Genomic DNA, 21,832 nt, shown 5'->3' on the forward strand with positions numbered 1-21,832 from the left:
ACTTGTTTATGGAATTTGAATTCTGGTGGTTGCTCGGCATCCCGGTCTTTTTCGGACTGGGATGGATTGCCGCGCGGGTTGATATCAACCAGTTGTTGTCCGAGTCGCGCACCTTGCCGCGCGGCTATTTCAAGGGATTGAATTTCCTGCTCAATGAGCAGCCCGACAAGGCCATCGACGCCTTCATCGAGATCGTCAAACTCGATCCCGAAACGGTGGATCTGCATTTCGCGCTGGGCAACCTGTTCCGCCGCCGCGGCGAGACCGAGCGTGCCATTCGCGTGCACCAGAACCTGCTCGCGCGTCCGGACCTGCCCGCCGAGCACCACGGCCACGCGCTCTACGAACTGGGACAGGACTACCTCAAGGCCGGCCTGCTGGACCGCGCCGAGGAAAGCTTCAACAAGCTGATCGATACCCAGTACAGCGCCCAGGCCGGTCGCGCCTTGCTGGAAATCTACCAGCGCGAGAAGGAGTGGGCGCGCGCCATTTCCGCCGCCGAGATCCTGCAGGCCACCGGCGCCGGCGGTCGCCAGCGCGAGATCGCCCAGTTCTATTGCGAACTGGCCGCCGACGAGCTGGTGCGCACCAACATCGACGCCGCCATCGAGCTGCTGGACAAGGCCCTGGCCGCGGACCGCAAGAGCGTGCGCGCCACCATGCTGATGGGCGACGCGCAGCGCGCCCGCGGCGACATTGAAGGCGCGCTGGAAACCTGGCGCCGGGTCGAGCACCAGAGCGTGCCGCACACCGCGCTGGTGGCGCAACGCCTGATGGACGGCTACCTCGCCGTCGGCCGCACGCAAGAGGGCATCAACCTGCTGCGCGCCTATTTGGCCGAGGCGCCGTCGATCGACCTGCTGGAAGTCGCCTTCAAGGCCGTGCTGGACGCCAATGGCGTGGATGCGGCCAACAGCCTGGTCAGCGATGAACTGCGCCGCACGCCCACCTTGCTGGGCCTGGACAAATTCCTCGAGGCGCGCATGCTGACCGCGCCGCAGAACGTGCAGCCGGAGCTCGCGGTGGTCAAGACGCTGGTGCACGGTTACACCCAGAAACTGGCGCGCTACCAATGCAGCCACTGCGGCTTCAAGGCGCGCCAGTTCTACTGGCAGTGCCCCGGCTGCAGCCACTGGGAAACCTACCCGCCGCGCCGCACCGAAGAACTGAATGTCATGAATTGAGGCCACGGGCCTCACTAAGAAAGAACTGGATCCACCATGAAAATCACCATTATCGGCACCGGCTATGTTGGCCTCGTGACCGGCGCTTGCCTGGCCGAGCTGGGCAACGACGTGTTCTGCCTGGACGTCGACCAAAGCAAGGTCGACATCCTCAACAATGGCGGCATACCGATCCATGAACCCGGGCTGGAAGACGTCGTTGCGCGCAATCGCGCCGCCGGCCGCCTGCAGTTTTCCACCGACGTGGCCGCCAGCGTGGCGCATGGCGACATCCAGTTCATCGCAGTGGGCACCCCGCCCGACGAGGACGGCTCGGCCGACCTGCAATATGTGCTGGCCGCGGCGCGGAGCATCGGTCGTCACATGAACGGCTTCAAGGTGGTGGTGGACAAGTCCACCGTGCCGGTCGGCACCGCCGACAAGGTCAAGGCGGCGATCGCCGACGAGCTCGCCAAGCGCGGCCAGGCCGCCGATTTTTCGGTGGTCTCCAACCCCGAGTTCCTGAAGGAAGGCGCCGCGGTGGAAGACTTCATGCGTCCCGACCGCATCGTCATCGGCCACGACCAGAGCCCGCAAGGCCTGCGTGCGCAAACGCTGATGAAGAAGCTCTACGCCCCGTTCAACCGCAACCACGAGCGCACCTACTGGATGGATGTGCGCTCGGCCGAGTTCACCAAGTACGCCGCCAACGCCATGCTGGCCACGCGTATTTCGTTCATGAACGAACTGGCCAATCTGGCCGACAAGGTCGGCGCCGACATCGAGGCGGTGCGCCATGGCATCGGCTCCGATCCGCGCATCGGCCACAGCTTCCTGTACGCCGGCTGCGGCTACGGCGGTTCCTGCTTCCCCAAGGACGTGCAGGCGCTGGAGCGCACCGCGCGCGACTACGGCCAGGAACTGCTGATCCTGCAATCGGTGGAAAAGGTCAACAACCTGCAAAAGCACGTGCTGGGCAAGAAGGTGGTCACCCGCTTCGGCGAGAACCTGGCCGGCAAGCACTTCGCTATCTGGGGCCTGGCCTTCAAGCCCAATACCGATGACATGCGCGAAGCATCGTCGCGCGTGCTGGTGGGCGAGCTGGTGCGTCGCGGCGCGACCGTGGCGGTCTACGATCCGGTCGCGATGAAGGAAGCCGCACGCGTGATCAAGCTGGACTTCGCCGATGAGCCAACCCTGCTGGAGCGCGTGCGCTTCGCCGAGAGCCCGCTCGACGCGCTGCAGGACGCCGACGCGCTGGCCATCGTGACCGAGTGGAAGGCCTTCCGCAGCCCCGACTTCGAGCGCGTGAAGGCGATGCTGAAGAACCCGGTGATCTTCGATGGCCGCAACCTGTTCGAGCCGCAAGTGATGGCTGACAGCGGCATCGAGTACTACGGCATCGGCCGTTCGCTGGTCGCCAACGCCTGACCGACAAGAGGACCCGCATGGATATCGCCGCAGCCTGGGATTCCGCCCGCATCCTGATCGTGGGCGACGTGATGCTGGACCGTTACTGGTTCGGCGAGGTCAACCGCATTTCTCCCGAAGCGCCGGTGCCGGTGGTGCGCGTGGAGCGCCGGGAAGAGCGCCTGGGCGGCGCCGCCAACGTCGCGCGCAATACCGCCAGCCTGGGCGCCAGCACGGCGCTGTTGGGCGTGACCGGCGACGACGAGCCGGCCAGCGTGATGGAAAGCATGCTGGGCGAGATGGGCATCGCCAGCCACCTCAACCGCGATGCCAGCATCGCGACCATCGTCAAGCTGCGCGTGATCGGGCGCCAGCAGCAGCTGGTGCGCATCGACTTCGAGGAGTCGCCCACCGATGACGTGCTGCGCGACAAGCTGACCCAGTTCAACTCGCTGGTGGCCAACTACGATGTGATCGTGTTTTCCGATTACGCCAAGGGTAGCCTGGTGAACGTGGCCGAGATGATCGCCGTCGCGCGCAAGCTCGGCAAACGCATCCTGGTCGACCCCAAGGGCGACGACTTCAGCCGCTATGCGGGCGCGTCCGTGCTCACGCCCAACAAGTCCGAGATGGTGCGTATCGTCGGTCAGTGGAAGGGCGAGGACGACCTCACGGCGCGTGCCCAGAACCTGCGTCAGCAACTCAACCTGGAAGCGCTGCTGCTGACCCGTTCCGAAGAAGGCATGAGCCTGTACCGCGAGGGCGACGTACAGCATTTCCCGACCATGGCGCGCGAAGTGTTCGACGTCTCCGGCGCCGGCGACACCGTCATCGCCACCTTGGCGGTGATGCTGGGTGCGGGCGCGCCGCTGGTGGATGCGGTCACCATGGCCAACCGCGCCGGCGGCATCGTGGTCGGCAAGCTGGGTACGGCGACCGTCACGCGTGAGGAGTTGCTGGAGGGCTGAGCCCATTCCGGGCGCGTTTCTAGTTGAATTTCTGTCAACAATCCTTCCGGGGCGTCGTTGAGCAAAGGCAGTGGCATCTTCCGATGCACTGCCTTTTTGTTTTTCGACCCCTACTGAAAGGATTCAACATGCTGAAGAAATTCCTGATGTTCATCGGATTCATCCTGGCAACCGGCCTGGCCTTCGCCCAGGTCGACGTCAACAAGGCCGACCAGGCGGCACTGGATGGCGTGCGCGGCATCGGCCCGGCGATGTCCAAGCGCATCCTCGACGAGCGCCAGAAGGGCGGCAGCTTCAAGGACTGGGACGACCTGCAGAACCGCGTGAAGGGCGTCAAGGACAAGAGCGCCGCGAAGCTGTCGGCCAATGGCCTGACCGTCAACGGCCAATCCAAACCGGGCGTTGCGCAGGCGGGCAAGCCGGCCAAGGGCGGCAAGGCCGCGAGCGCGGAAAAAGGCGAGAAGGCGGAGGTCGCTGCCCAGCCCGTGGCCCAGGCCGGCAAGTCCGACATGCTCAAGAAATAATCTACTGGCAGACGATGGCAGTCCGGTTGTTCCGGATTGCCATTTTTTTTGCGCGTCGATCGGCCGCGAAGAGGCAACGCGGCAGTGTGTGGAATGCTGACACTTCGGCAACTAAAGGCTTGTTTCTCGAAAAATTTGAGGTTAAAGTTGGTCAAGCCATAGACCGGCGGCTGCCTCTGATTGCGCCATGTCTGCCAAGCGCCTGATGCATCCGCACCCGTCATCAAGGGGGATGCGCGGGAGTCGGCGCCGACGAAGGCCTTGCTCGGCGCGAGGCGGCGGGATAAAAAAGGGGCATACCGGACTGCGGTCAGGCAAGCGTATTTCTCGTCAAACCATTGCAGATGAACATGAAAATCGCCGAGCTCCCAGCCAATGAAGATGCCCGCATCGAAGCCCTGCATTCGCTGCATATCCTGGACACGCCTCCGGAAGAACGCTTCGACCGCCTGACGCGGCTGGCGCGCCGCCTGTTCGATGTGCCCATTGCGGTGGTGACGCTGATCGACGTCAATCGCCAGTGGTTCAAGTCCTGCGTCGGCCTGGGCGATGCCACCGAAACCACGCGCGAGGTCTCCTTCTGCTCGCATGCCATCCTCAAGGACGACATCACCGTAGTCAACGACGCCACCAAGGATGATCGCTTCTCGGGTAACCCCCAAGTCACCGGCGAGCCCTACATTCGCTTTTATGCCGGCTGCCCGATTCGAAGCGAGAGCGGCTACAACCTCGGCACCCTGTGCCTGGTGGACATGAAGGTGCGCGACTTCGACGCTGATGACCGTGCCCTGCTGCGCGACCTGGCCGCCATGGTCGAGCAGGAGCTCACCGCAGTGCGGCTGGCCACCATCGACGACCTGACCAAGCTGTCCAATCGCCGCGGCTTCGAAGCGCTGGCCCAGCATGCGCTGGGGCTGTGCAAGCGCGTCTCGCGCCCGGCCTGCATGCTGTATTTCGACCTCGACAAGTTCAAACAGATCAACGACCGCTTCGGCCACGCCGAAGGCGATACCGCGCTGGTCAATTTCGCTTCGCTGCTGGCCGGCAACTTCCGTGAGTCCGACGTCATCGGTCGCCTGGGCGGCGACGAGTTCGCGGTGTTCCTGACCAATACCGCGATGGCCGAGGCCGAACCCGTGCTCAAGCATTTCGAGCGCGCCGTGCACCAGTTCAACCAGCACGCGCTGCGGGAATACGACCTGCAGTACAGCGTCGGCGTGGTCGAGTTCGACCCGGCGGTGCACCAGTCCGTGGAGGACATGATGCAAAACGCCGATGCGCTGATGTACGGCCAGAAGAGCCAGCGTCGCGCCGGCTGATCCTTTCCTCAGCCTGACCGCATTTGCCCGTCGCGCGCCATGCGCGGCGCGGTCGGCGCGTCGGCATACGCCAAAGGCGATGACGGCGGCGAAATAGCTTAAAATGCCCCCCTGAGCCAAAAAGCCGACCGCAGCCATCGCCCATGTCCTATCAAGTTCTCGCCCGTAAATATCGTCCCCGCAGCTTCGACACCCTGGTCGGCCAGGAACACGTCGTACGCGCGCTGACGCATGCGCTGGAACAGCAGCGGCTGCACCATGCTTACCTGTTCACCGGCACCCGCGGCGTGGGCAAGACCACGCTCTCGCGCATCTTGGCCAAATCGCTCAACTGCGTCGGCCCGGATGGCAACGGCGGCATCACCGCCGCGCCTTGCGGCGTGTGCGAAGCCTGCGTGGCGATCGATGCAGGGCGCTTCGTCGACTACATCGAGATGGACGCGGCCTCCAACCGCGGCGTGGATGAAATGGCGCAGCTGCTGGAGCAGGCGGTCTACGCGCCATCCAACGCCCGCTTCAAGGTCTACATGATCGACGAAGTGCACATGCTGACCAATCACGCCTTCAACGCCATGCTGAAGACGCTGGAAGAGCCGCCCGAGCACATCAAGTTCATCCTGGCCACCACCGATCCGCAAAAGATTCCCGTGACCGTGCTGTCGCGCTGTCTGCAGTTCAACCTGAAGCAGATGCCGCCGGGCCACATCATCGGCCATCTCGACAACATCCTGAACCAGGAACACATCGAGTTCGACCCGCAGGCCTTGCGCCTGCTGGCCCAGGGCGCCTCCGGCTCGATGCGCGACGCGCTGTCGCTGACCGACCAGGCCATCGCCTACGCCGCCGGCAAGGTATCGCTAGAAGCGGTGCAGGGCATGCTGGGCGCGCTCGACCAGTCCTACCTGATCCGCATCCTGGACGCGCTGGCCGCGCAGGACGGCGCATCGCTGTTGGGCGTGGCCGACGACATGGCCACCCGCAGCCTGTCTTACAACGCGGCGCTGCAGGACCTGGGCACCTTGCTGCACCAGATCGCACTGGCGCAAAGCGTGCCGGCCGCGCTGGCCGACGACCTGCCCAATCGCGAAGACGTGATTCGCCTGGCCTCGCAGTTCAGCCCGGAGCATGTGCAACTGTTCTACCAGATCGCCGTGCACGGCCGAAACGAACTCGGCCTGGCCCCTGACGAATACGCCGGTTTTTCGATGACGCTGCTGCGCATGCTGGCTTTCCGTCCGGTCAGCGCCAGCGCCGCGACGCCGGTGCCCGCCGCCGGCGGCGCATCGGTCCCGCGTCCCGCGGCGCCGCGCCAGGCAGCGCCGCTGATGGCGCCGCAGGCGGCGGTGGCCAGCGCGCCGGTCAGCCGTCCTGCGCCGCAAGCGCAGCCTGCGGCTGCCGCTCCTGCTCCTGTCGCTGCTCCGGCGCCGGTAACATCGGCGCCCGCAGCGCCGGCGGCGGCATTGAGCCCGGCCGCCTCGGCGCGCGAGGCCGCCATGATGGCCGTGCGCGCATCGCTCAAGGGCGGCAAGGCGCCCGCTGCGCGTCCGGCGCCGGCCGCGGCTGCACCAGCGCCGGCACCGGCTGAAACGCCCGCTTTTGCACCAGCGCCGATGGCCGCGCCCGAGCCCGCCGTGCCGATGGCCTCCGCCGTGCCGGACATGCCCGAACCGCCACCGTTCGATTCCATCCCGCCGTGGGAAGAAGATTCGATGCCGGCCGGTTTCGACGCTCAAAAAAAAACTGAATCGTTCATTCCCCCCGGCCCCGACCTGGAGTCCGTCGCCGTAGCGGCGCAGGCTGCGCCGCGCGTATCGGCGCCGCAGCGTCCGCCCGCCACGCCCGCGCAGAAGCAGGAAACCGCGCGCATTGCCGCCGAAATGGGTTGGGACGGCCATTGGCCGACGCTGGCCGCCAGCCTGTCGCTGCGCGGCGTGGCGCACCAGATGGCCTTCCAGAGCGAGCTGGTGCGCTGCGAGGCGCTGGCAGGCGGCAACGTCTGCTTCCACTTGCGCATCCCGTTCGAAACCCTGCGTTCTTCAGGCAGCATTGAGAAGCTCATTGCCGCCCTGTCCGAGCGTTTCAGCCGGGAAGTGCGCGTGGAAACCGAGATCGGCGCCGTCGCCGACACCGCTAACGCGGTGGCTGAGGCCGATCGCGCCGACCGCCAGCGCAAGGCCGAACACAAGATGCAGAACGATCCCTTCGTGTTGTCGATGATGCGTGAATTCAACGCCACCATCGTGCCCGGATCGATCCACCCGCTGTGAGGCGCAGGCGGCCCCGCCGTTTTGCCGGGCGCTGCGCCAAACAAGATAAAATTCGATGAATTGAAACAAGGAGCAATACCATGATGAAAGGTCAACTCGCAGGCCTGATGAAGCAAGCCCAGGCAATGCAGGACAACATGAAGAAGGCGCAGGAGCAACTGGCGCTGATCGAGGTCGAAGGCCAGTCCGGCGCCGGCCTGGTGAAGGTCGTGATGACCTGCAAGAATGACGTCAAGCGCGTCTCGATCGACCCGTCGCTGCTGGCTGACGACAAGGATATGCTGGAAGACCTGGTCGCCGCCGCCTTCAACGACGCCGTGCGCAAGGCCGAAGCCACCTCGCAGGAAAAGATGTCGGGCGTCACCGCCGGCATGCCGATGCCCCCGGGCTTCAAGATGCCGTTCTGATTGCCGATATCGCAGATATCAAGGCAGGGCCGGCAAGCGGTCGCAGGTGGCAGGGCAGGGTCGTGATGAGATCCTGCCGCCTCGGGTGAAGGCCCGGGGCGGAGTTGGTGCGGTATGCAAGTCCGATGGAGTGCAGTATTGCTTTGTGGAGGCAACATGTTCGTCATCTCGATCACGTACACCAAGCCGGCGAGCGAAATCGATTCCTTGCTGACCGCGCACAAGAAATTCCTCAACCAGCAATATGCGGATGGCGTGTTCCTGATGTCGGGCCGCAAGGTTCCGCGCACCGGCGGCATCATCCTGGCCGACTGCAGCGACCGCGCCGAGATGGAGGCGATCGTCGAATCCGATCCCTTTTTCATCGCCGGCGTGGCCGAGTACGAGATCACCGAATTTGTCCCCTCGATGACGGCTGAAGCGCTTGAAGCCTTCCGCTATACCGTCGACCGTAATTGAACCAAGAGCCGGCTTGAAAACTCCCTCCAGCCTCACCCTGCTGACCGAATCGCTGCGCCGCCTGCCCGGCATCGGTCCCAAGACCGCGCAGCGCATGGCCTACCACCTGCTGCAGCACGACCGCGATGCCGCCGCCGACCTGAGCAAGTCGCTGGCGCGCGCGCTCGACACCATTCGCCACTGCGCGCTGTGCAACACCTTCACCGAGCAGGTCGTGTGCGAGACCTGCCAGGATGAACAGCGCGACCACACGCTGCTGTGCGTGGTGGAAAATCCGGCCGACCAGATCATGATCGAGCAGACCCTGACCTTTAAGGGTTTGTACTTCGTGCTGATGGGGCGTCTCTCGCCGCTGGACGGCATCGGCCCGCGCGACATCCATCTTGAAAAACTGATCACCCGCGCCACCGACGGCGTGGTGGCCGAGGTGGTGCTGGCCACCAATTTCACCAACGAAGGCGAAGCCACCGCCTACTACATCAGCGAGACCCTGAAGTCGCGCGGCCTCAAGGTCAGCCGGCTGGCGCGCGGCGTGCCGGTGGGCGGCGAGCTGGAATATGTGGATGCCGGCACCATCGCGCGCGCGATGCTGGACCGCCGCGCCACCTGAGAAAATCTCCCGAAGGCGAGCGATCGGCGCACATTGTGCGGTGCTTTCCTCACCTGGCAGCAGAAAATTGCGCGCTTGTCCCATTCGCCCCTAATAATTCCCTCAAATTGCGCGACATCCTGCGCGTGCTGCAATAAAATGTCGGCTTTTCACACATGCACGTACGACGTCATGCATGTGGCAGTGCAGCAGCGCTTACCGGGCGCGGCGTGCGCCGGCTGACCGCGTTACCGCGCAGGCATCCGGCAGCGGCGACAAGAATCAATAATCGGCAACAGGAGAAGCAGCGGATGTCCTTCGCAGGCGCATGAGGCGCACGCGGCATCGGCTGCACGCAATATGACGACAAGCACATCCAAGCCCGGCCCGCTGGCCGGCATCAAGGTGCTCGAACTGGGCACGCTGATCGCAGGCCCGTTCTGCTCGCGCATGCTGGCCGAGTTCGGCGCCGAGGTTATCAAGGTCGAGGCGCCCGGCAACGGCGACCCGCTGCGCCAATGGCGCGTGCTCAAGGACGGCACCTCGCTGTGGTGGTCGGTGCAGGCGCGCAACAAGAAGAGCATCACCCTTAACATGAAGGACGAACGGGCCCAGGACATCGCCAGGAAGCTGGCGCTGGAAGCCGACGTCATCATCGAGAACTACCGTCCCGGCGTGCTGGAGAAATGGAACCTCGGTTACGAAGACCTGAAGAAGCTGAACCCCGCCACCATCATGGTGCGCCTGTCGGGCTACGGTCAGACCGGCCCGCTGCGTGACCTGCCGGGATTCGGCGCCATCGGCGAATCGATGGGCGGCATCCGCTACGTGTCGGGGCATCCGGATCGTCCTCCGGTGCGCATCGGCATCTCCATCGGCGACTCCATCGCCGCGCTGCACGGCGTGATCGGCGCCATGATGGCGCTGCGCCACCGCGACGCCACCGGCGGTCGCTGGAACGGCAAGGCCGGCGCCGACTGCGTGGCAGGGCAGGGCCAGATGGTGGACGTGGCCTTGTACGAGGCCGTGTTCAACATGATGGAATCGATGGTGCCGGAGTTCGATCACGCCGGCGTCATCCGTGAACGCACCGGCGGCGCGCTGCCTGGCATCGTGCCCTCGAACACCTACACCACCGGCGACGGCAAGAACATCGTCATCGCCGGCAACGGCGACGCCATCTTCAAGCGCCTGATGGCGGCCATCGGTCGTGACGACATGGCCAATGACCCGGGCCTGGCGCGCAACGACGGGCGGGTGCCGCGCACCGAAGAGATCGATATCGCCATCCAGCAATGGTGCGACACGCAGACCATCGACGCGGCGCTGGCGACCCTGCAGGGCGCCGATGTCCCGGTGGGCAAGATCTACTCGGTCAAGGACATGATGACCGACGCGCAATTCCTGGCGCGCGGCATGTTCGAGCAGCACCAGTTCGCCGACGGCACGCCGGTCAAGCTGCCGGGCATCACGCCCAAGCTGTCCGAGACGCCCGGCCAGACCAAATGGCTGGGGCCGGAGCTGGGCGCCCACAGCGATGAAATCCTGCAGACGCTGGGGTATGATGAAGCCCAAATAAAACGGCTGCGCGACGAAGGCGTCGTCTGACAAGGTAACCTGAATACAGGTGCAACACAGGGAGGAGCCGACGAGGGTCGTGGTCTTCCCTGCGCCTGATGAAGCCGCAAGATGCAACACCCATCCACGATACCCGGAGGAGACACAATGAAATTCAGCTGGAAGCAGTTGGCAATCGCCGGAGGCCTGTTCCTGGCCGGCTACTTTTCGTTCAACGGCAGCGCAGGCGCGCAAGCGCTGGAAAAGCCCAAGGTCTCGATCGCCGTGGGCGGCAAGAACCTGTTCTACTACCTGCCCCTGACCATCGCCGAGCAGCTCGGCTACTTCAAGGATGAGGGCCTGCAGGTCGAGATCTCCGACTTCGCCGGCGGCGCCAAGGCTCTGCAGGCCATGGTGGGCGGCAGCGCCGACGTGGTGTCGGGCGCCTATGAGCACACCATCCTGATGCAGGTGAAGAACCAGGCCATCACCGCCTTCGTGCTGCAAGGCCGCGCGCCGCAGATCGTGCTGGCGGCCAACAACAAGACCATGCCCAACTTCAAGGGCATCGCCGACCTCAAGGGCAAGAAGATCGGCGTCACCGCGCCGGGTTCGTCGACCAGCATCATGGCCAGCTACGTGCTGGCCAAGGCCGGCCTGAAGCCGACCGACGTTTCCTTCATCGGCGTGGGCGCCGCCGCCGGCGCGATCTCGGCAATCCGTTCCGGCCAGATCGACGCCATCGCCAACCTCGACCCGGTGATCTCCATGCTGGAACAGCACAACGAGATCAAGACCATCGCCGACACCCGCACCCTGAAGGACACCAACGACGTCTTCGGCGGCCCGATGCCGGCAGCGACGTTGTACGCACCGGCGGCCTTCATCCAGAAGTATCCGAACACTACCCAGGCGCTGACCAACGCCATGGTGCGCGCGCTGAAGTGGATTCAGAAGGCCGGCCCCGGCGACATCATCAAGGCCGTGCCGGAAAGCTACCTGCTGGGCGACCGTTCGCTCTACATCGACGCCTTCATGAAGGTGCGCCAGGCGATGTCGCCGGACGGCTACTTCCCGCCGGGCGGCCCGGACACCGCGCTGCGCACGCTCAAGGCCTTCGACGCCTCGGTGGCCGACAAGCAGGTGGATCTGTCCAAGACCTTCACCAACTCGTTCGCGCAGAAGGCCAACGCCAAGTACAAGTAAGGCAGGCGAGGGCAGCCGGATTCCCATCCGACGCGAACCAGACACAAATGCCCGGCAACGGGCATTTGTGCATCTGACGCGGCAACAAGCCCTCCCGGTCATTCATGCATGACCTGCAGCATCGGCAATATCAGCAGCACCCCAGGCAAGCCGGAACCACCACGCAACAACAACCGGGCGCAGCGCCGGCCCAGACAGTCATGACTCCAGCACTCCATTTCGACGACATCACCTGCACCTTCGTATCGAAGGATGACCGATCGCAGCGCTACACCGCGGTCGCCAACACCACCCTGGCGATCGCGCCCGGCGAATTCGTTTCCGTGGTCGGTCCGACCGGCTGCGGCAAGTCCACGCTATTGAACGTCGGCGCCGGCCTGCTGCACCCGTCCTCGGGCAGCGTCAAGGTGTTCGGCGAACCGCTGACCGGCATCAACAAGCGCGCCGGCTACATGTTCCAGGCCGAAGCGTTGATGCCCTGGCGCAGCGCGCTGCAAAACGTGATCGCCGGCCTGCAATACCGCGGCCACAGCGAGAAGGAGGCCGAGCAGCTGGGCGAGCAATGGCTGGCGCGCGTGGGCCTGCAAGGCTTCGGCGACCGCTATCCGCACCAGCTCTCGGGCGGCATGCGCAAGCGCGTGGCGCTGGCGCAGACCTTGATCCTCGACCCCGACATCATCCTGATGGACGAGCCCTTCTCCGCGCTCGACATCCAGACCCGCCAGCTGATGGAAAACGAAGTGCTGGACCTGTGGAACGCCAAGAAGAAAGCCGTGCTCTTCATCACCCACGACCTGGACGAGGCCATCGCCATGTCGGACCGCGTGATCGTGCTGGCCGCCGGTCCCGGCACCCATCCCATCGGTGAATTCAAGATCGACCTGCCGCGCCCGCGCGACGTGGCCGAGATCCGCATGCATCCGCGTTTCGTGGAACTGCACCAGCAGATCTGGGACGTCCTGCGCGATGAAGTGCTCAAGGGCTATCAACAACAGAAGCGCGCAGCGTAATCAGAGGCGAGAGTCAGCAACATGTGGAAATTACTGAAACCCAATCACAAGAACATCCGATTCTGGCAACTGCTGGTGCTGGTGGTGGTGCTGGCCGTGTGGCACATCGCCACGCGCAACCCGCAGACCGCCTTCTTCTTCGGCGAGCCGATCAAGGTCGCGCAACGCATCTGGGAGTGGTTTACCGTCGGCAGCGGTTCGCTCGAAGTCGGCTTCGGCGACACCACCTTCTTCACGCTCAGCTTCCCGGCAGAGATCTATTCGCACCTGCTGGTCACCCTGACCGAAACCGTGCTGGCCTTCCTCATCGGCACCGTCTCGGGCCTGGGCGTCGGTCTGTGGCTGGCGCTGTCGCCGACGGCGTCCGCCATCCTCGATCCCTACGTGAAGGCGGCCAATTCCATGCCGCGCGTGATCCTGGCGCCGATCTTCGCCATGTGGTTCGGCCTGGGCATCTGGTCCAAGGTCGCACTGGCAGTCACCTTGGTGTTCTTCATCGTGTTCTTCAACGTCTACCAGGGCGTCAAGGAAGTCAGCCCGGTGGTGCTGGCCAATGCCCGCATGCTGGGCGCCAACGCGCGTCAGCTGCTGCGCACGGTCTACCTGCCGTCAGCCACCTCGTGGGTGTTCTCCAGCCTGCACACCTCGATCGGCCTGGCCTTCGTCGGCGCCGTGGTGGGTGAGTACCTGGGCTCGGCGCGCGGCGTCGGCTACCTGATCCTGCAGGCCGAAGGCACGTTCGACATCAACACAGTCTTCGCCGGCATCGTCGTGTTGACGGTGTTCGCGCTGGTGCTGGACCTGGCCGTGGCAGTGATCGAGAAGCGCCTGATGAAGTGGCAGCCCAAGAGCGGCGAGACCGAGAAGCTCTGAGCGCATGGCGCAAGCTGAGGGATGTTAAAAAAAGAGGCGGACATTTGTCCGCCTCTTTTCATTTGCGCCGCATGGATGCACTGCCGTGCAGCTTTTCAAATTTGTGCCTTCCTGCATGATCGTTACGACATTCGGATAACGCCATGCTCGGAACGGCGGTTGCGAACCGTGGCTCAACGGATCCCTCTTGGGTTTCAAACTTTTGATGGAAGAGTTGCCATTCATCAAAAGTTGCTCTTGGGCCTTATCGGGAATCAGGCAAGTCATCAATCACGCACTTTTTATTCATTAAGAAGGGAAAAGAGGGGGCCATGCATGAGCTTTCTCTGTGTTCTTGGGAAGAACGTGCAGGGGATGCGACTATGTTCCACGGCATGAGAATGAATGCGCCGGTAGAGGCACCCGTACGCCATTTTTGGATGGCGAAATATTTCTGTTGCTGATTTGATATTTCATTATTTTTAATGTTTTTCCTGAATGAACCCGTGGACATGCCCGGTTAAAATACTTGTCACATCAGGCTATAAGATGTCCGTGTCGCAAGATCGTCGGCCACAACCGCGTCGCGCCGCACAAGGACTGCCATCACACGATCAGGTTGCCGGCCGGGACGAGCCGGCAATGACCGGGGGAAGCGCGCAATGGCGCAGCAAGACGATTTAACCGAATACTCTTCAGAAGCCACCTATAAGTTGCTGGTGCAGGGCGTCACCGACTACGCGATCTATCTGCTGCGTCCCGATGGCGTGGTGGCCAACTGGAACGCCGGCGCCCAACGCTTCAAGGGCTATGCCGCCGATGACATCATCGGCCGCCACTTTTCCACCTTCTATGCCGCCGCCGAGCGCGACGCCGGCCTGCCGCAGCGCGGGCTGGAAACCGCGCTGCGCGAGGGCCGCTTTGAAGGCGAGGGCTGGCGCATCCGCAAGGACGGCTCGCGCTTCTGGGCGCACGTGGTGATCGATCCCATCTACCGCGACAACGGCGAGCTGCTGGGCTACGCCAAGATCACCCGCGACTGTACCGAGCAGATGAACATGAAGGAGGCGCTGCGCGACACCGAGAACCGCTTCCGCCTGCTGGTGGAGGGCATCACCGACTACGCCATCTACATGCTCAATCCCGACGGCACCGTGGCCAACTGGAACGCCGGCGCCCAGCGCGCCAAGGGCTATCTCGACAGTGAGGTGGTGGGGCGCCATTTCTCGCTCTTCTATGGCGAGGACGACAAGGCCGCCGGCCTGCCCGCCAAGAACCTCGCCATTGCGCTCAACGAAGGCAAGTTCGAGGACGAAGGCTGGCGTTTCCGCAAGGACGGCTCGCGCTTCTGGGCGCACGTGGTGATCGACCCCATCTATCGCGACAATGGCGAGCTGCTGGGCTTCGCCAAGATCACCCGCGACCGCACCGAACAGCTGGAAAGCCGCGAGAAGATCATCTACCTCGCCCGCCACGACGCCATGACCGGCCTGCCCAACCGCCTGCAGTTCCTGGAGCGGCTGGACGAAGCCATGGCCACGCTGCGCCCGGGCGAGCAGGAGCTCGCCGTCATCAGCATCGACCTCGACCGCTTCAAGGAGATCAACGACGCCTTCGGCCACGCCCTGGGCGACCAGGTGTTGTGCGAGCTGGCGCGCCGCATGAAGGCGCTCTCGGGCGAGGGCGAACTGGTGGCGCGCTTGGGCGGCGACGAATTCGTGGCCTGCAAGGTGTTCCGCCAGGAGCGCGCGCTGGCCGATTTCATTACCCGCCTGTACCGCGCGCTGACCACCGTGCTGCACCTGGCCCAGACCGATATGGCGCCTGGCGCCAGCCTGGGCGTGGCGATGTATCCCGGCGACGCCGAGGACCGCGCACAACTGCTCAACAACGCCGACCTGGCGATGTACCGCGCCAAGAAGAGCTTGGGTGAAAAGATCTGCTTCTATGAAGCCAACATGGACGAAGTCTCGCGCGCGCGCCGCACCATGGCGCGCGACATCTGGAGCGCGTTGGAGAGTGGCCAGTTCTTCCTGAACTACCAGATCCAGCGTTCGGTCAACAGCGACGAAGTCACCGGCTACGAAGTGCTGCTGCGCTGGAACCATCCGGTGCACGGACTGGTGTCGCCGGCGGTGTTCATCCCGATTGCCGAGGAATGCGGCGCCATCGGCGCCATCGGCGACTGGGTGCTGGAGCACGCCTGCCGGGAGGCGGCGCAGTGGGACCTGCAGCCGCGCATCGCGGTCAACCTGTCGGCGGTGCAGCTGTCCAACGCCGCCCTGGTGGACAAGGTGCGCTCGGTGCTCGCCGCCACCGGCCTGCCAGCCTCGCGCCTAGAGCTGGAGGTCACCGAAACCGCCATCATCGTCGACCGCGATCGCGCGCTGCATCTGCTGCAGCAGCTCAAGGCCATGGGCGTCACCATCGCCATGGACGACTTCGGCAGCGGCTATTCCTCGCTGGAAACGCTGCGCTCCTTCCCATTCGACAAGATCAAACTGGACCGCAGCTTCATCAAGGAGCTGGAAACCAGCAAGCAGGCCAAGGCCTTCGTGCGCGCCATCCTGGCGCTGGGTCACAGCCTGAACGTGTCGGTGTTGGCCGAAGGGGTGGAGACGGAAGAACAGCGCGCCATCCTTGAGCAGGAGGGCTGCCATGAAGGGCAGGGCTTCCTATTTGGTCGCCCGGCCACGCTGCAAAGCCTGGCCGAGCAGGACGTGATCAGCCTGCCGGTGGACCAGCAGCGCAGCGCCTGAGCGACAGTAGCCGGCAGCCCCGGCCAAAATCGCTTACGCTGCACGCTGTTGCTTTTACCGTGACGGCCTCCATGAACGACATCCCGCAAGCGAACGCGCCAGCCGATGTATCACCCTACCAGTTGGACGCGCTGGCGCACCTGCTGCTGACCCACAAGAAGGTGCTGGTGCTGTCCGGCGCCGGCATCAGCACCGCCTCCGGCATTCCCGATTATCGCGACGACGACGGCGTGCGTCGCGGCCGCCTGCCCATCCAGGGCGATGAATTCCGTTCCTCCGAAGCCGCCCGCAAGCGCTATTGGGCGCGCAGCATGCTGGGCTGGCCGCGCCTGGCGCAGGCCCGGCCCAATGCCGCCCATCGCGCCATCGCCCAGCTGCAAGCCGGCGGCCATTTGTCCACCGTGCTGACGCAGAACGTCGACGGCCTGCACCAGCAAGCCGGCGCGCGATGTGATCGAGCTGCATGGCAGCATCCACGCCGTGCGTTGCCTGTCCTGCGGTACGGTTTATGAACGCGCCCAGATCCAGAACGAGCTGGAGCAATTCAACCCGGCGCTGGCCCGGGCCGAGGCGACGATCCTGCCCGACGGCGACGCCCAGCTGGAACCCGATGCCGACATTGCCTTCCATATCCCGGCCTGCAGCCGCTGCGGCGGCATGCTGCAGCCCGACGTGGTGTTCTTCGGCGACGGTGTGCCGGCGGCGCGCAGCGCCGAGGCCGAACAGGCCGCGCGCGCTTGCGACGCCATGCTGGTGGTCGGCACTTCGCTGATGGTGTTGTCTGGATTTCGCTTTGCGCGCATGGCGGCCGAGGCCGGCAAGCCGGTGGCCGCGATCAATCGCGGAGTGACGCGCGCCGACGCGTTGTTGACCTTCAAGATCGGGGCGTCTGCTGAAAGCGTTCTGCCGCAGCTGGCGACGCGAGTGCTGGCCGGGAAGAGCGCTTGAGCGACCAGCCCACCACCGCGGCGGCCACCAGTGCCAGCAGCGTCGCCGCCATGAACACGTGCGAGAAGCCCAGCCCGTAGGCGTGTCGCGCCAGCGTCACCGCGCCGGCGCCCTGATGCCCATACAGGCGGGCGGCATCGTCGAAATCCCCGGCCATGGCGCGTTCGGCGAATCGCTCTGCCAGCGCGCGGCCGCCTTCCAGCGTGGCCAACGCATTGAGCATCGCACCGCGCGCGCCTTCGGCCAGCACCGCGCCCAATCCCGCGAATCCCGCCAGCACGCCGGTAAAGCGTGAGGTAGTGCTGATCCCCGAGGCCATGCCGGCGCGGTCGCGCGGCACGTTGCCCATGATGGCCTTCTGTGTCTCGCCGTTGAGCAGGCCGCCGCCGCTGCCCAGCACCGCCATGCCCAGCACGGTCGGCCAGGCGCTGCCGGAACGCGCGGCCCAGATCATCAGCAGGTTGCCCAGCGCCGTCACGCACAGGCCCAGGGCCAGGATGCGCGGCGAGGACATGCGCGTGCCAAGGCGTCGACCGAGTTGCGGCAACAGCAGCATCGCCAGTGCAAAGGGCAGCATGGCCAGCCCGGCCTGCGCGGCCGACAGGCCGCGCGCATTCTGCAGGAACTGCGGCAGCAGCGAGGCCATCACCTGCGCCGAGGCGGCATAGGCGAACATCGCCGCCACCGCCGCCACGAAGCCCGGCGAGCGAAACAGCGATAGCTCCAGCATGGGATGCGCGCCGCGGCGCTCGACGGCGATGAACAGCGCGAATAAAAAAGCGCCGCCGGCCACCCGGACGACGCAAGCAACGCTGCTCCAGCCGTGCTCGGGTCCGGTGATCAGGGCCCAGGTCAGCAGAAAGACAGCGCTGGAGAAAGACAGGATGCCCGGCACATCGAGCGGGCGCGGCGCCGGGTTTTTGGATTCGGGAATATGGCGCAGCACCGCCGCCGCCAGCGCCAGGCAGATCGGCAGGTTGACGGCGAAGGCCCAGCGCCAGCCGAGCGCCGCGTTGATGGCGCCGCCGATCAGCGGTGAGAGCACCATGGTCAATCCCATGATGCCGCCCCACACCGCCCAGGCGCGGGCGCGCTCGCCTTCGTCATGGAAGGCGTGGCCGATCACCGCCAGCGCCGGCGCCAGCAGGAAGGCCGCCCCTACGCCCTGCAAGGCGCGCGCCGCGTACAGGGCCTGCGCGGTAGGCGCCCAAGCGCACGCCAGCGAGGCCAGCGCGAACAAGGCGATGCCGCACAGGAACACGCGCTTGCGGCCATAGCGGTCGGCCACCGACCCGGCCGGCAGCAGCAGCGCGGCGAAGCACAGCACGTAAGCGCTCACCACCCATTCGATGTCGGCGAAGGAGGCACCCAGGTCGCGTGCAATGGCGGGCAGCACGATGCCCACTACATTGGTGTCCAGCACCGTCATGGCGCAGCCGGCCGAGGCGGTCAGCAGGACCCGGCCCGCCGCGGTGGAAAACAGGGTGCGCATGGCGTCTCCTCCTTGCTCCCGTGTGGTTGGATGATGCGGCTTACTTCAGCGCAGCCACGCCGGCCTTGGCAATTTCCTCGTCGTGCTGCGGGGTGTCGGCCGAGACGCCGATCGCGCCCACGATCTGGCCGTCAGCCACCAGCGGCAAGCCGCCGCGCATCAGCACGAAGCCGCGCGCAGTGGCGGCGGCCGGGCGGTTTCCGTTGACGGCGTCTTCCAGCGCGCCGCTGGGACGGCGGAACAGCGCGGCCGTGCGCGCCTTGCCCGGGGCGATCTCGACGCCGGCCGGCACCGCCGCGTTATCCATGCGCACCAGCGCCAGCGGCAGGCCGGCCGCATCCACCACGGAGATCACGCAAGGCCAGTTCTCGGCCTGCGCCTTGGCTTGCGCGGCCTGGATCACCTGCTGGGCGGCGGCCAGCGTCAGCACCGGCTGGGTCGGCAGGTTGGCGGCCGAGGCCAGTTGGGCGGCGGCCAGCGCGGCGGCTCCGAGGACGAGGGAAAGGGGTTTGCTGAACATGTTCGGCTCCTTGAAAAAGCGGGTTGGGAGAGGCCTCATTCAACCAGCCCCTATAATTCGTTTCAATACTGAAATTTTTGAAATTAATTAGCTGATACCTAATTAATGAAAAGGAGAGAACCCATGGAGCTGCGTCACCTGCGTTACTTCCTGACCGTGGCCGAACAGCTGCACTTCGCCCGCGCCGCGGAGATTCTCGACATCGCCCCGCCGACGTTGTCGGTACAGATCCAGGAGATCGAGCGCAAGCTGCAGGCGCAGCTGTTCGTGCGCACCAAGCGTTCGGTGGCGCTGACCTCGGCTGGCGAGGCCTTTGCGCAGGAGGCGCGTACGGTGCTGGCGCAGTTCGACCAGGCGCTGCATGTGGGCCGGCGCGCCGGGCGCGGCGAGCTGGGTCGCGTCGAAATCGGCTACGTGGGATCGGCGGTGTTCGGCGGCATCCTGCAGCAGCAGATCAGCGCGTTTCGCAGCAGCTGGCCGCAAGCCACGGTGCAGGCGCGCGAATGGCCGATGGATCGTCTGTCCGACGCGCTGGAGCAGGGCCGCGTCGATATTGCATTCGTGCGCATGCCGGTGGCGCTGGCGCCGTCGCTGCAAAGCCATGTGCTGCTGCGCGACCGCTTCTGCCTGGCGCTGCCGGCCGACCACGCGCTGGCGCAACAGCCAGGCACGGTCAAGGCGCGCGCGCTGGCCGGCGAGGCCTTCATCCTGCCCGAGCAGGAACTGGGCTCGCGCGAGATCTATCGGCGCGGCGGCTTTGCGCCGCGTAGCGAGCATCGCCCCGGCAGCCTGCTGGCGGTGCTGGCCGAGGTGTCGGTGGGCGCCGGCGTGGCGGTGGTGCCGGGCGTACTGCCGCGGGTGGTGGACCTGCCCAACGTGGTCTACCGGCCGCTGGCGGGCGCGGCCATCGGCTCCGAGGTGGCTGCGGTGTTTCGTCGCTTCGAGCATTCGCCGGCGGTGAAGAACATGGTGGCGGCGATCCGCAAGAGCCCGGCCTCGCAGGTGCCGGCAGTCGCCTCCTGAGCGTATATAGATATCCGATTTCCTTCGTTCGGCGCGCTGGTGTGCTGCCAGATAATCCTTGTCAGGCTACCCCTTGCAAAGGACATCATGAGCACCTCACTGAACGCGTCTGCCCAGGCGCTGCACCACCGTTTCGCCGACCTGTTCGCCCGCATCGGCGAGGGCGCGATCGCGCGCGAGAATGAACGCCGCCTGCCCTATGAGGAAGTGCGGCAGCTGAAGGAGGCGGGCTTCTCTTCGCTGCGTGTGCCGGTCGAGCAGGGCGGCGCCGGCGTCAGCCTGGAGGATTACTTCTCGCTGCTGATCCGCTTGGGCGAGGCCGAGTCCAACCTGCCGCAGATCCTGCGCGTGAACGCCGGCTTTACCGAGCTGCTGCGCGAACGCAAGGACGATGCCGACACCCGCCGCTGGCTGGGCGTGATCGCCGGCGGCAAGAGCTTCGGCGCCTCCACTTCCGAGCGCAATGCCGCCACCGGCAACTCAGCGCTGCTGGAGCGCGACGCGCAGGGCAACCTGCGCCTGAACGGCGAGAAATACTATTCCACCGGCACGCTCTATGCCGACTGGGTGCTGGTGCGCGCGCACGACCGCGAGTCGGACTTCAACGTGCTGGTGCGCGCCGACGCCGAGGGCGTGGAGCGCATCGACGACTGGGACGGCTTCGGCCAGCGCCTGACCGGCAGCGGCACCACCCGCTTTCACAACGTGCTGGTGCCGGAGGACCAGGTGCTGGATCGCTACCACGTGTCGCAGCCGCGCCGCAACAGCATCATCACCTCCTTCTACCAGACCTTCCACCTGGCGACGCTGAGCGGCATCGCGCGCGCCGCGCTGCGCGACGCGCTGGCGTTCACCCGCCCGCGCACCCGCACCTTCGGCGTGCCCGGCAACTCCAGTCCGCGCGAGAACCCGCTGGTGCACCGCGTGGTCGGGCGCCTGGCCAGCCTGGCGTGGTCGGCCGAGCAGCTGACCTTGTCGATTGCGCGCGAGCAGGACGCACTGAACGCCGCGCGCGCCGCCGGCACCGTCAGCACCGAGGACTACGACGCGCTCGACATCCACACCTTCGAAGCGCAGCAGATCGTCATCGGCCAGGTGCTGGAGGCCACCACGCTGTTGTTCGAAGTCGGCGGCGCGTCCGCCACCAGCGAAACACGCCGGCTGGATCGCCACTGGCGCAACGCGCGCACGCTGGCCTCGCACAACCCGGCCATCCAGCGCGAGGCGGCGGTGGGCAACTTCCACCTCAACGGCGAGCCGCACAACGAGCGCTTCGGCAACGCCTACGCCTGACGCTTCACGCCGGTCCATCGGCCGGCGGATATCGACATGCGGATAACTTCGTTCCGTTGCATCGGG

Annotated in this window: 18 protein-coding genes and 1 pseudogene; 17 read left to right on the top strand and 2 right to left on the bottom strand. The window is 65.4% G+C overall.

Going from position 1 to position 21,832, the window contains the following annotated elements; all coding sequences use genetic code 11:
* The first annotated feature begins 8 nt into the window (after window positions 1–8).
* The 15 genes and pseudogenes from lapB to J8I26_RS05675 all read left to right on the top strand — a co-directional run bounded on the left by lapB (window position 9) and on the right by J8I26_RS05675 (window position 17,438).
* Window positions 9–1,184 carry a lipopolysaccharide assembly protein LapB gene (lapB, locus tag J8I26_RS05605; RefSeq protein WP_209604988.1) on the top strand — a complete coding sequence of 392 codons (1,176 nt, stop codon included), beginning with the start codon at window positions 9–11 and terminating at the stop codon, window positions 1,182–1,184.
* 36 nt (window positions 1,185–1,220) lie between these two features.
* On the top strand, window positions 1,221–2,594 hold the full coding sequence (locus J8I26_RS05610) for a UDP-glucose/GDP-mannose dehydrogenase family protein (protein WP_209604995.1): 1,374 nt from the start codon (window positions 1,221–1,223) through the stop codon (window positions 2,592–2,594).
* A gap of 17 nt (window positions 2,595–2,611) precedes the next feature.
* A complete protein-coding gene (gene rfaE1 / locus J8I26_RS05615) occupies window positions 2,612–3,541 on the top strand; it encodes a D-glycero-beta-D-manno-heptose-7-phosphate kinase (protein ID WP_209604999.1) in 930 nt (309 codons plus the stop codon).
* Window positions 3,542–3,669: 128 nt separating this feature from the next.
* Window positions 3,670–4,065 carry a helix-hairpin-helix domain-containing protein gene (locus tag J8I26_RS05620; RefSeq protein ID WP_209605001.1) on the top strand — a complete coding sequence of 132 codons (396 nt, stop codon included), beginning with the start codon at window positions 3,670–3,672 and terminating at the stop codon, window positions 4,063–4,065.
* A gap of 350 nt (window positions 4,066–4,415) precedes the next feature.
* Complete coding sequence (locus J8I26_RS05625; RefSeq protein WP_209605789.1) at window positions 4,416–5,384, top strand: sensor domain-containing diguanylate cyclase; 969 nt, start codon at window positions 4,416–4,418, stop codon at window positions 5,382–5,384.
* Between the two features lie 143 nt (window positions 5,385–5,527).
* A complete protein-coding gene (locus J8I26_RS05630) occupies window positions 5,528–7,651 on the top strand; it encodes a DNA polymerase III subunit gamma/tau (protein ID WP_209605003.1) in 2,124 nt (707 codons plus the stop codon).
* Window positions 7,652–7,731: 80 nt separating this feature from the next.
* Complete coding sequence (locus J8I26_RS05635) at window positions 7,732–8,058, top strand: YbaB/EbfC family nucleoid-associated protein (protein WP_209605005.1); 327 nt, start codon at window positions 7,732–7,734, stop codon at window positions 8,056–8,058.
* A 156-nt stretch (window positions 8,059–8,214) separates the two neighbouring features.
* Window positions 8,215–8,517, top strand: a complete 303-nt coding sequence (locus J8I26_RS05640; RefSeq protein ID WP_209605007.1) for a YciI family protein — start codon at window positions 8,215–8,217, stop codon at window positions 8,515–8,517.
* A gap of 13 nt (window positions 8,518–8,530) precedes the next feature.
* On the top strand, window positions 8,531–9,127 hold the full coding sequence (recR, locus tag J8I26_RS05645) for a recombination mediator RecR (protein ID WP_209605009.1): 597 nt from the start codon (window positions 8,531–8,533) through the stop codon (window positions 9,125–9,127).
* A 339-nt stretch (window positions 9,128–9,466) separates the two neighbouring features.
* Window positions 9,467–10,714, top strand: a complete 1,248-nt coding sequence (locus J8I26_RS05650; protein WP_209605011.1) for a CaiB/BaiF CoA-transferase family protein — start codon at window positions 9,467–9,469, stop codon at window positions 10,712–10,714.
* Window positions 10,715–10,831: 117 nt separating this feature from the next.
* Complete coding sequence (locus J8I26_RS05655; protein WP_209605013.1) at window positions 10,832–11,869, top strand: ABC transporter substrate-binding protein; 1,038 nt, start codon at window positions 10,832–10,834, stop codon at window positions 11,867–11,869.
* 200 nt (window positions 11,870–12,069) lie between these two features.
* Complete coding sequence (locus J8I26_RS05660; RefSeq protein ID WP_209605015.1) at window positions 12,070–12,879, top strand: ABC transporter ATP-binding protein; 810 nt, start codon at window positions 12,070–12,072, stop codon at window positions 12,877–12,879.
* Between the two features lie 21 nt (window positions 12,880–12,900).
* Window positions 12,901–13,752 carry an ABC transporter permease gene (locus tag J8I26_RS05665; RefSeq protein WP_209605016.1) on the top strand — a complete coding sequence of 284 codons (852 nt, stop codon included), beginning with the start codon at window positions 12,901–12,903 and terminating at the stop codon, window positions 13,750–13,752.
* 641 nt (window positions 13,753–14,393) lie between these two features.
* Window positions 14,394–16,490, top strand: coding sequence for an EAL domain-containing protein (locus tag J8I26_RS05670; protein WP_209605018.1), 2,097 nt, complete (start codon window positions 14,394–14,396; stop codon window positions 16,488–16,490).
* Window positions 16,491–16,561: 71 nt separating this feature from the next.
* A pseudogene (locus J8I26_RS05675) lies at window positions 16,562–17,438 on the top strand (NAD-dependent protein deacetylase).
* Here the strand turns inward: J8I26_RS05675 and J8I26_RS05680 are convergent.
* Together J8I26_RS05680 and J8I26_RS05685 are read right to left on the bottom strand one after the other, a co-directional pair.
* The gene (locus J8I26_RS05680) at window positions 17,365–18,930 is read right to left on the bottom strand and encodes an MFS transporter (protein WP_209605020.1); all 1,566 of its coding nucleotides are present in this window, start codon (window positions 18,928–18,930) and stop codon (window positions 17,365–17,367) included. The pseudogene J8I26_RS05675 and the gene J8I26_RS05680 overlap by 74 nt on opposite strands.
* Window positions 18,931–18,970: 40 nt before the next feature.
* On the bottom strand, window positions 18,971–19,450 hold the full coding sequence (locus J8I26_RS05685) for a heme-binding protein (RefSeq protein WP_245200148.1): 480 nt from the start codon (window positions 19,448–19,450) through the stop codon (window positions 18,971–18,973).
* 123 nt (window positions 19,451–19,573) lie between these two features.
* Between J8I26_RS05685 and J8I26_RS05690 the strand changes: the two genes are divergently transcribed.
* Complete coding sequence (locus tag J8I26_RS05690) at window positions 19,574–20,473, top strand: LysR substrate-binding domain-containing protein (RefSeq protein WP_209605021.1); 900 nt, start codon at window positions 19,574–19,576, stop codon at window positions 20,471–20,473.
* Between the two features lie 87 nt (window positions 20,474–20,560).
* The gene (locus J8I26_RS05695) at window positions 20,561–21,766 is read left to right on the top strand and encodes an acyl-CoA dehydrogenase family protein (protein WP_209605023.1); all 1,206 of its coding nucleotides are present in this window, start codon (window positions 20,561–20,563) and stop codon (window positions 21,764–21,766) included.
* Window positions 21,767–21,832: the final 66 nt, after the last annotated feature.

It is taken from the genome of Herbaspirillum sp. LeCh32-8, from assembly GCF_017814915.1.
In the GTDB taxonomy this organism is placed as follows: Bacteria; Pseudomonadota; Gammaproteobacteria; order Burkholderiales; family Burkholderiaceae_D; genus Herbaspirillum.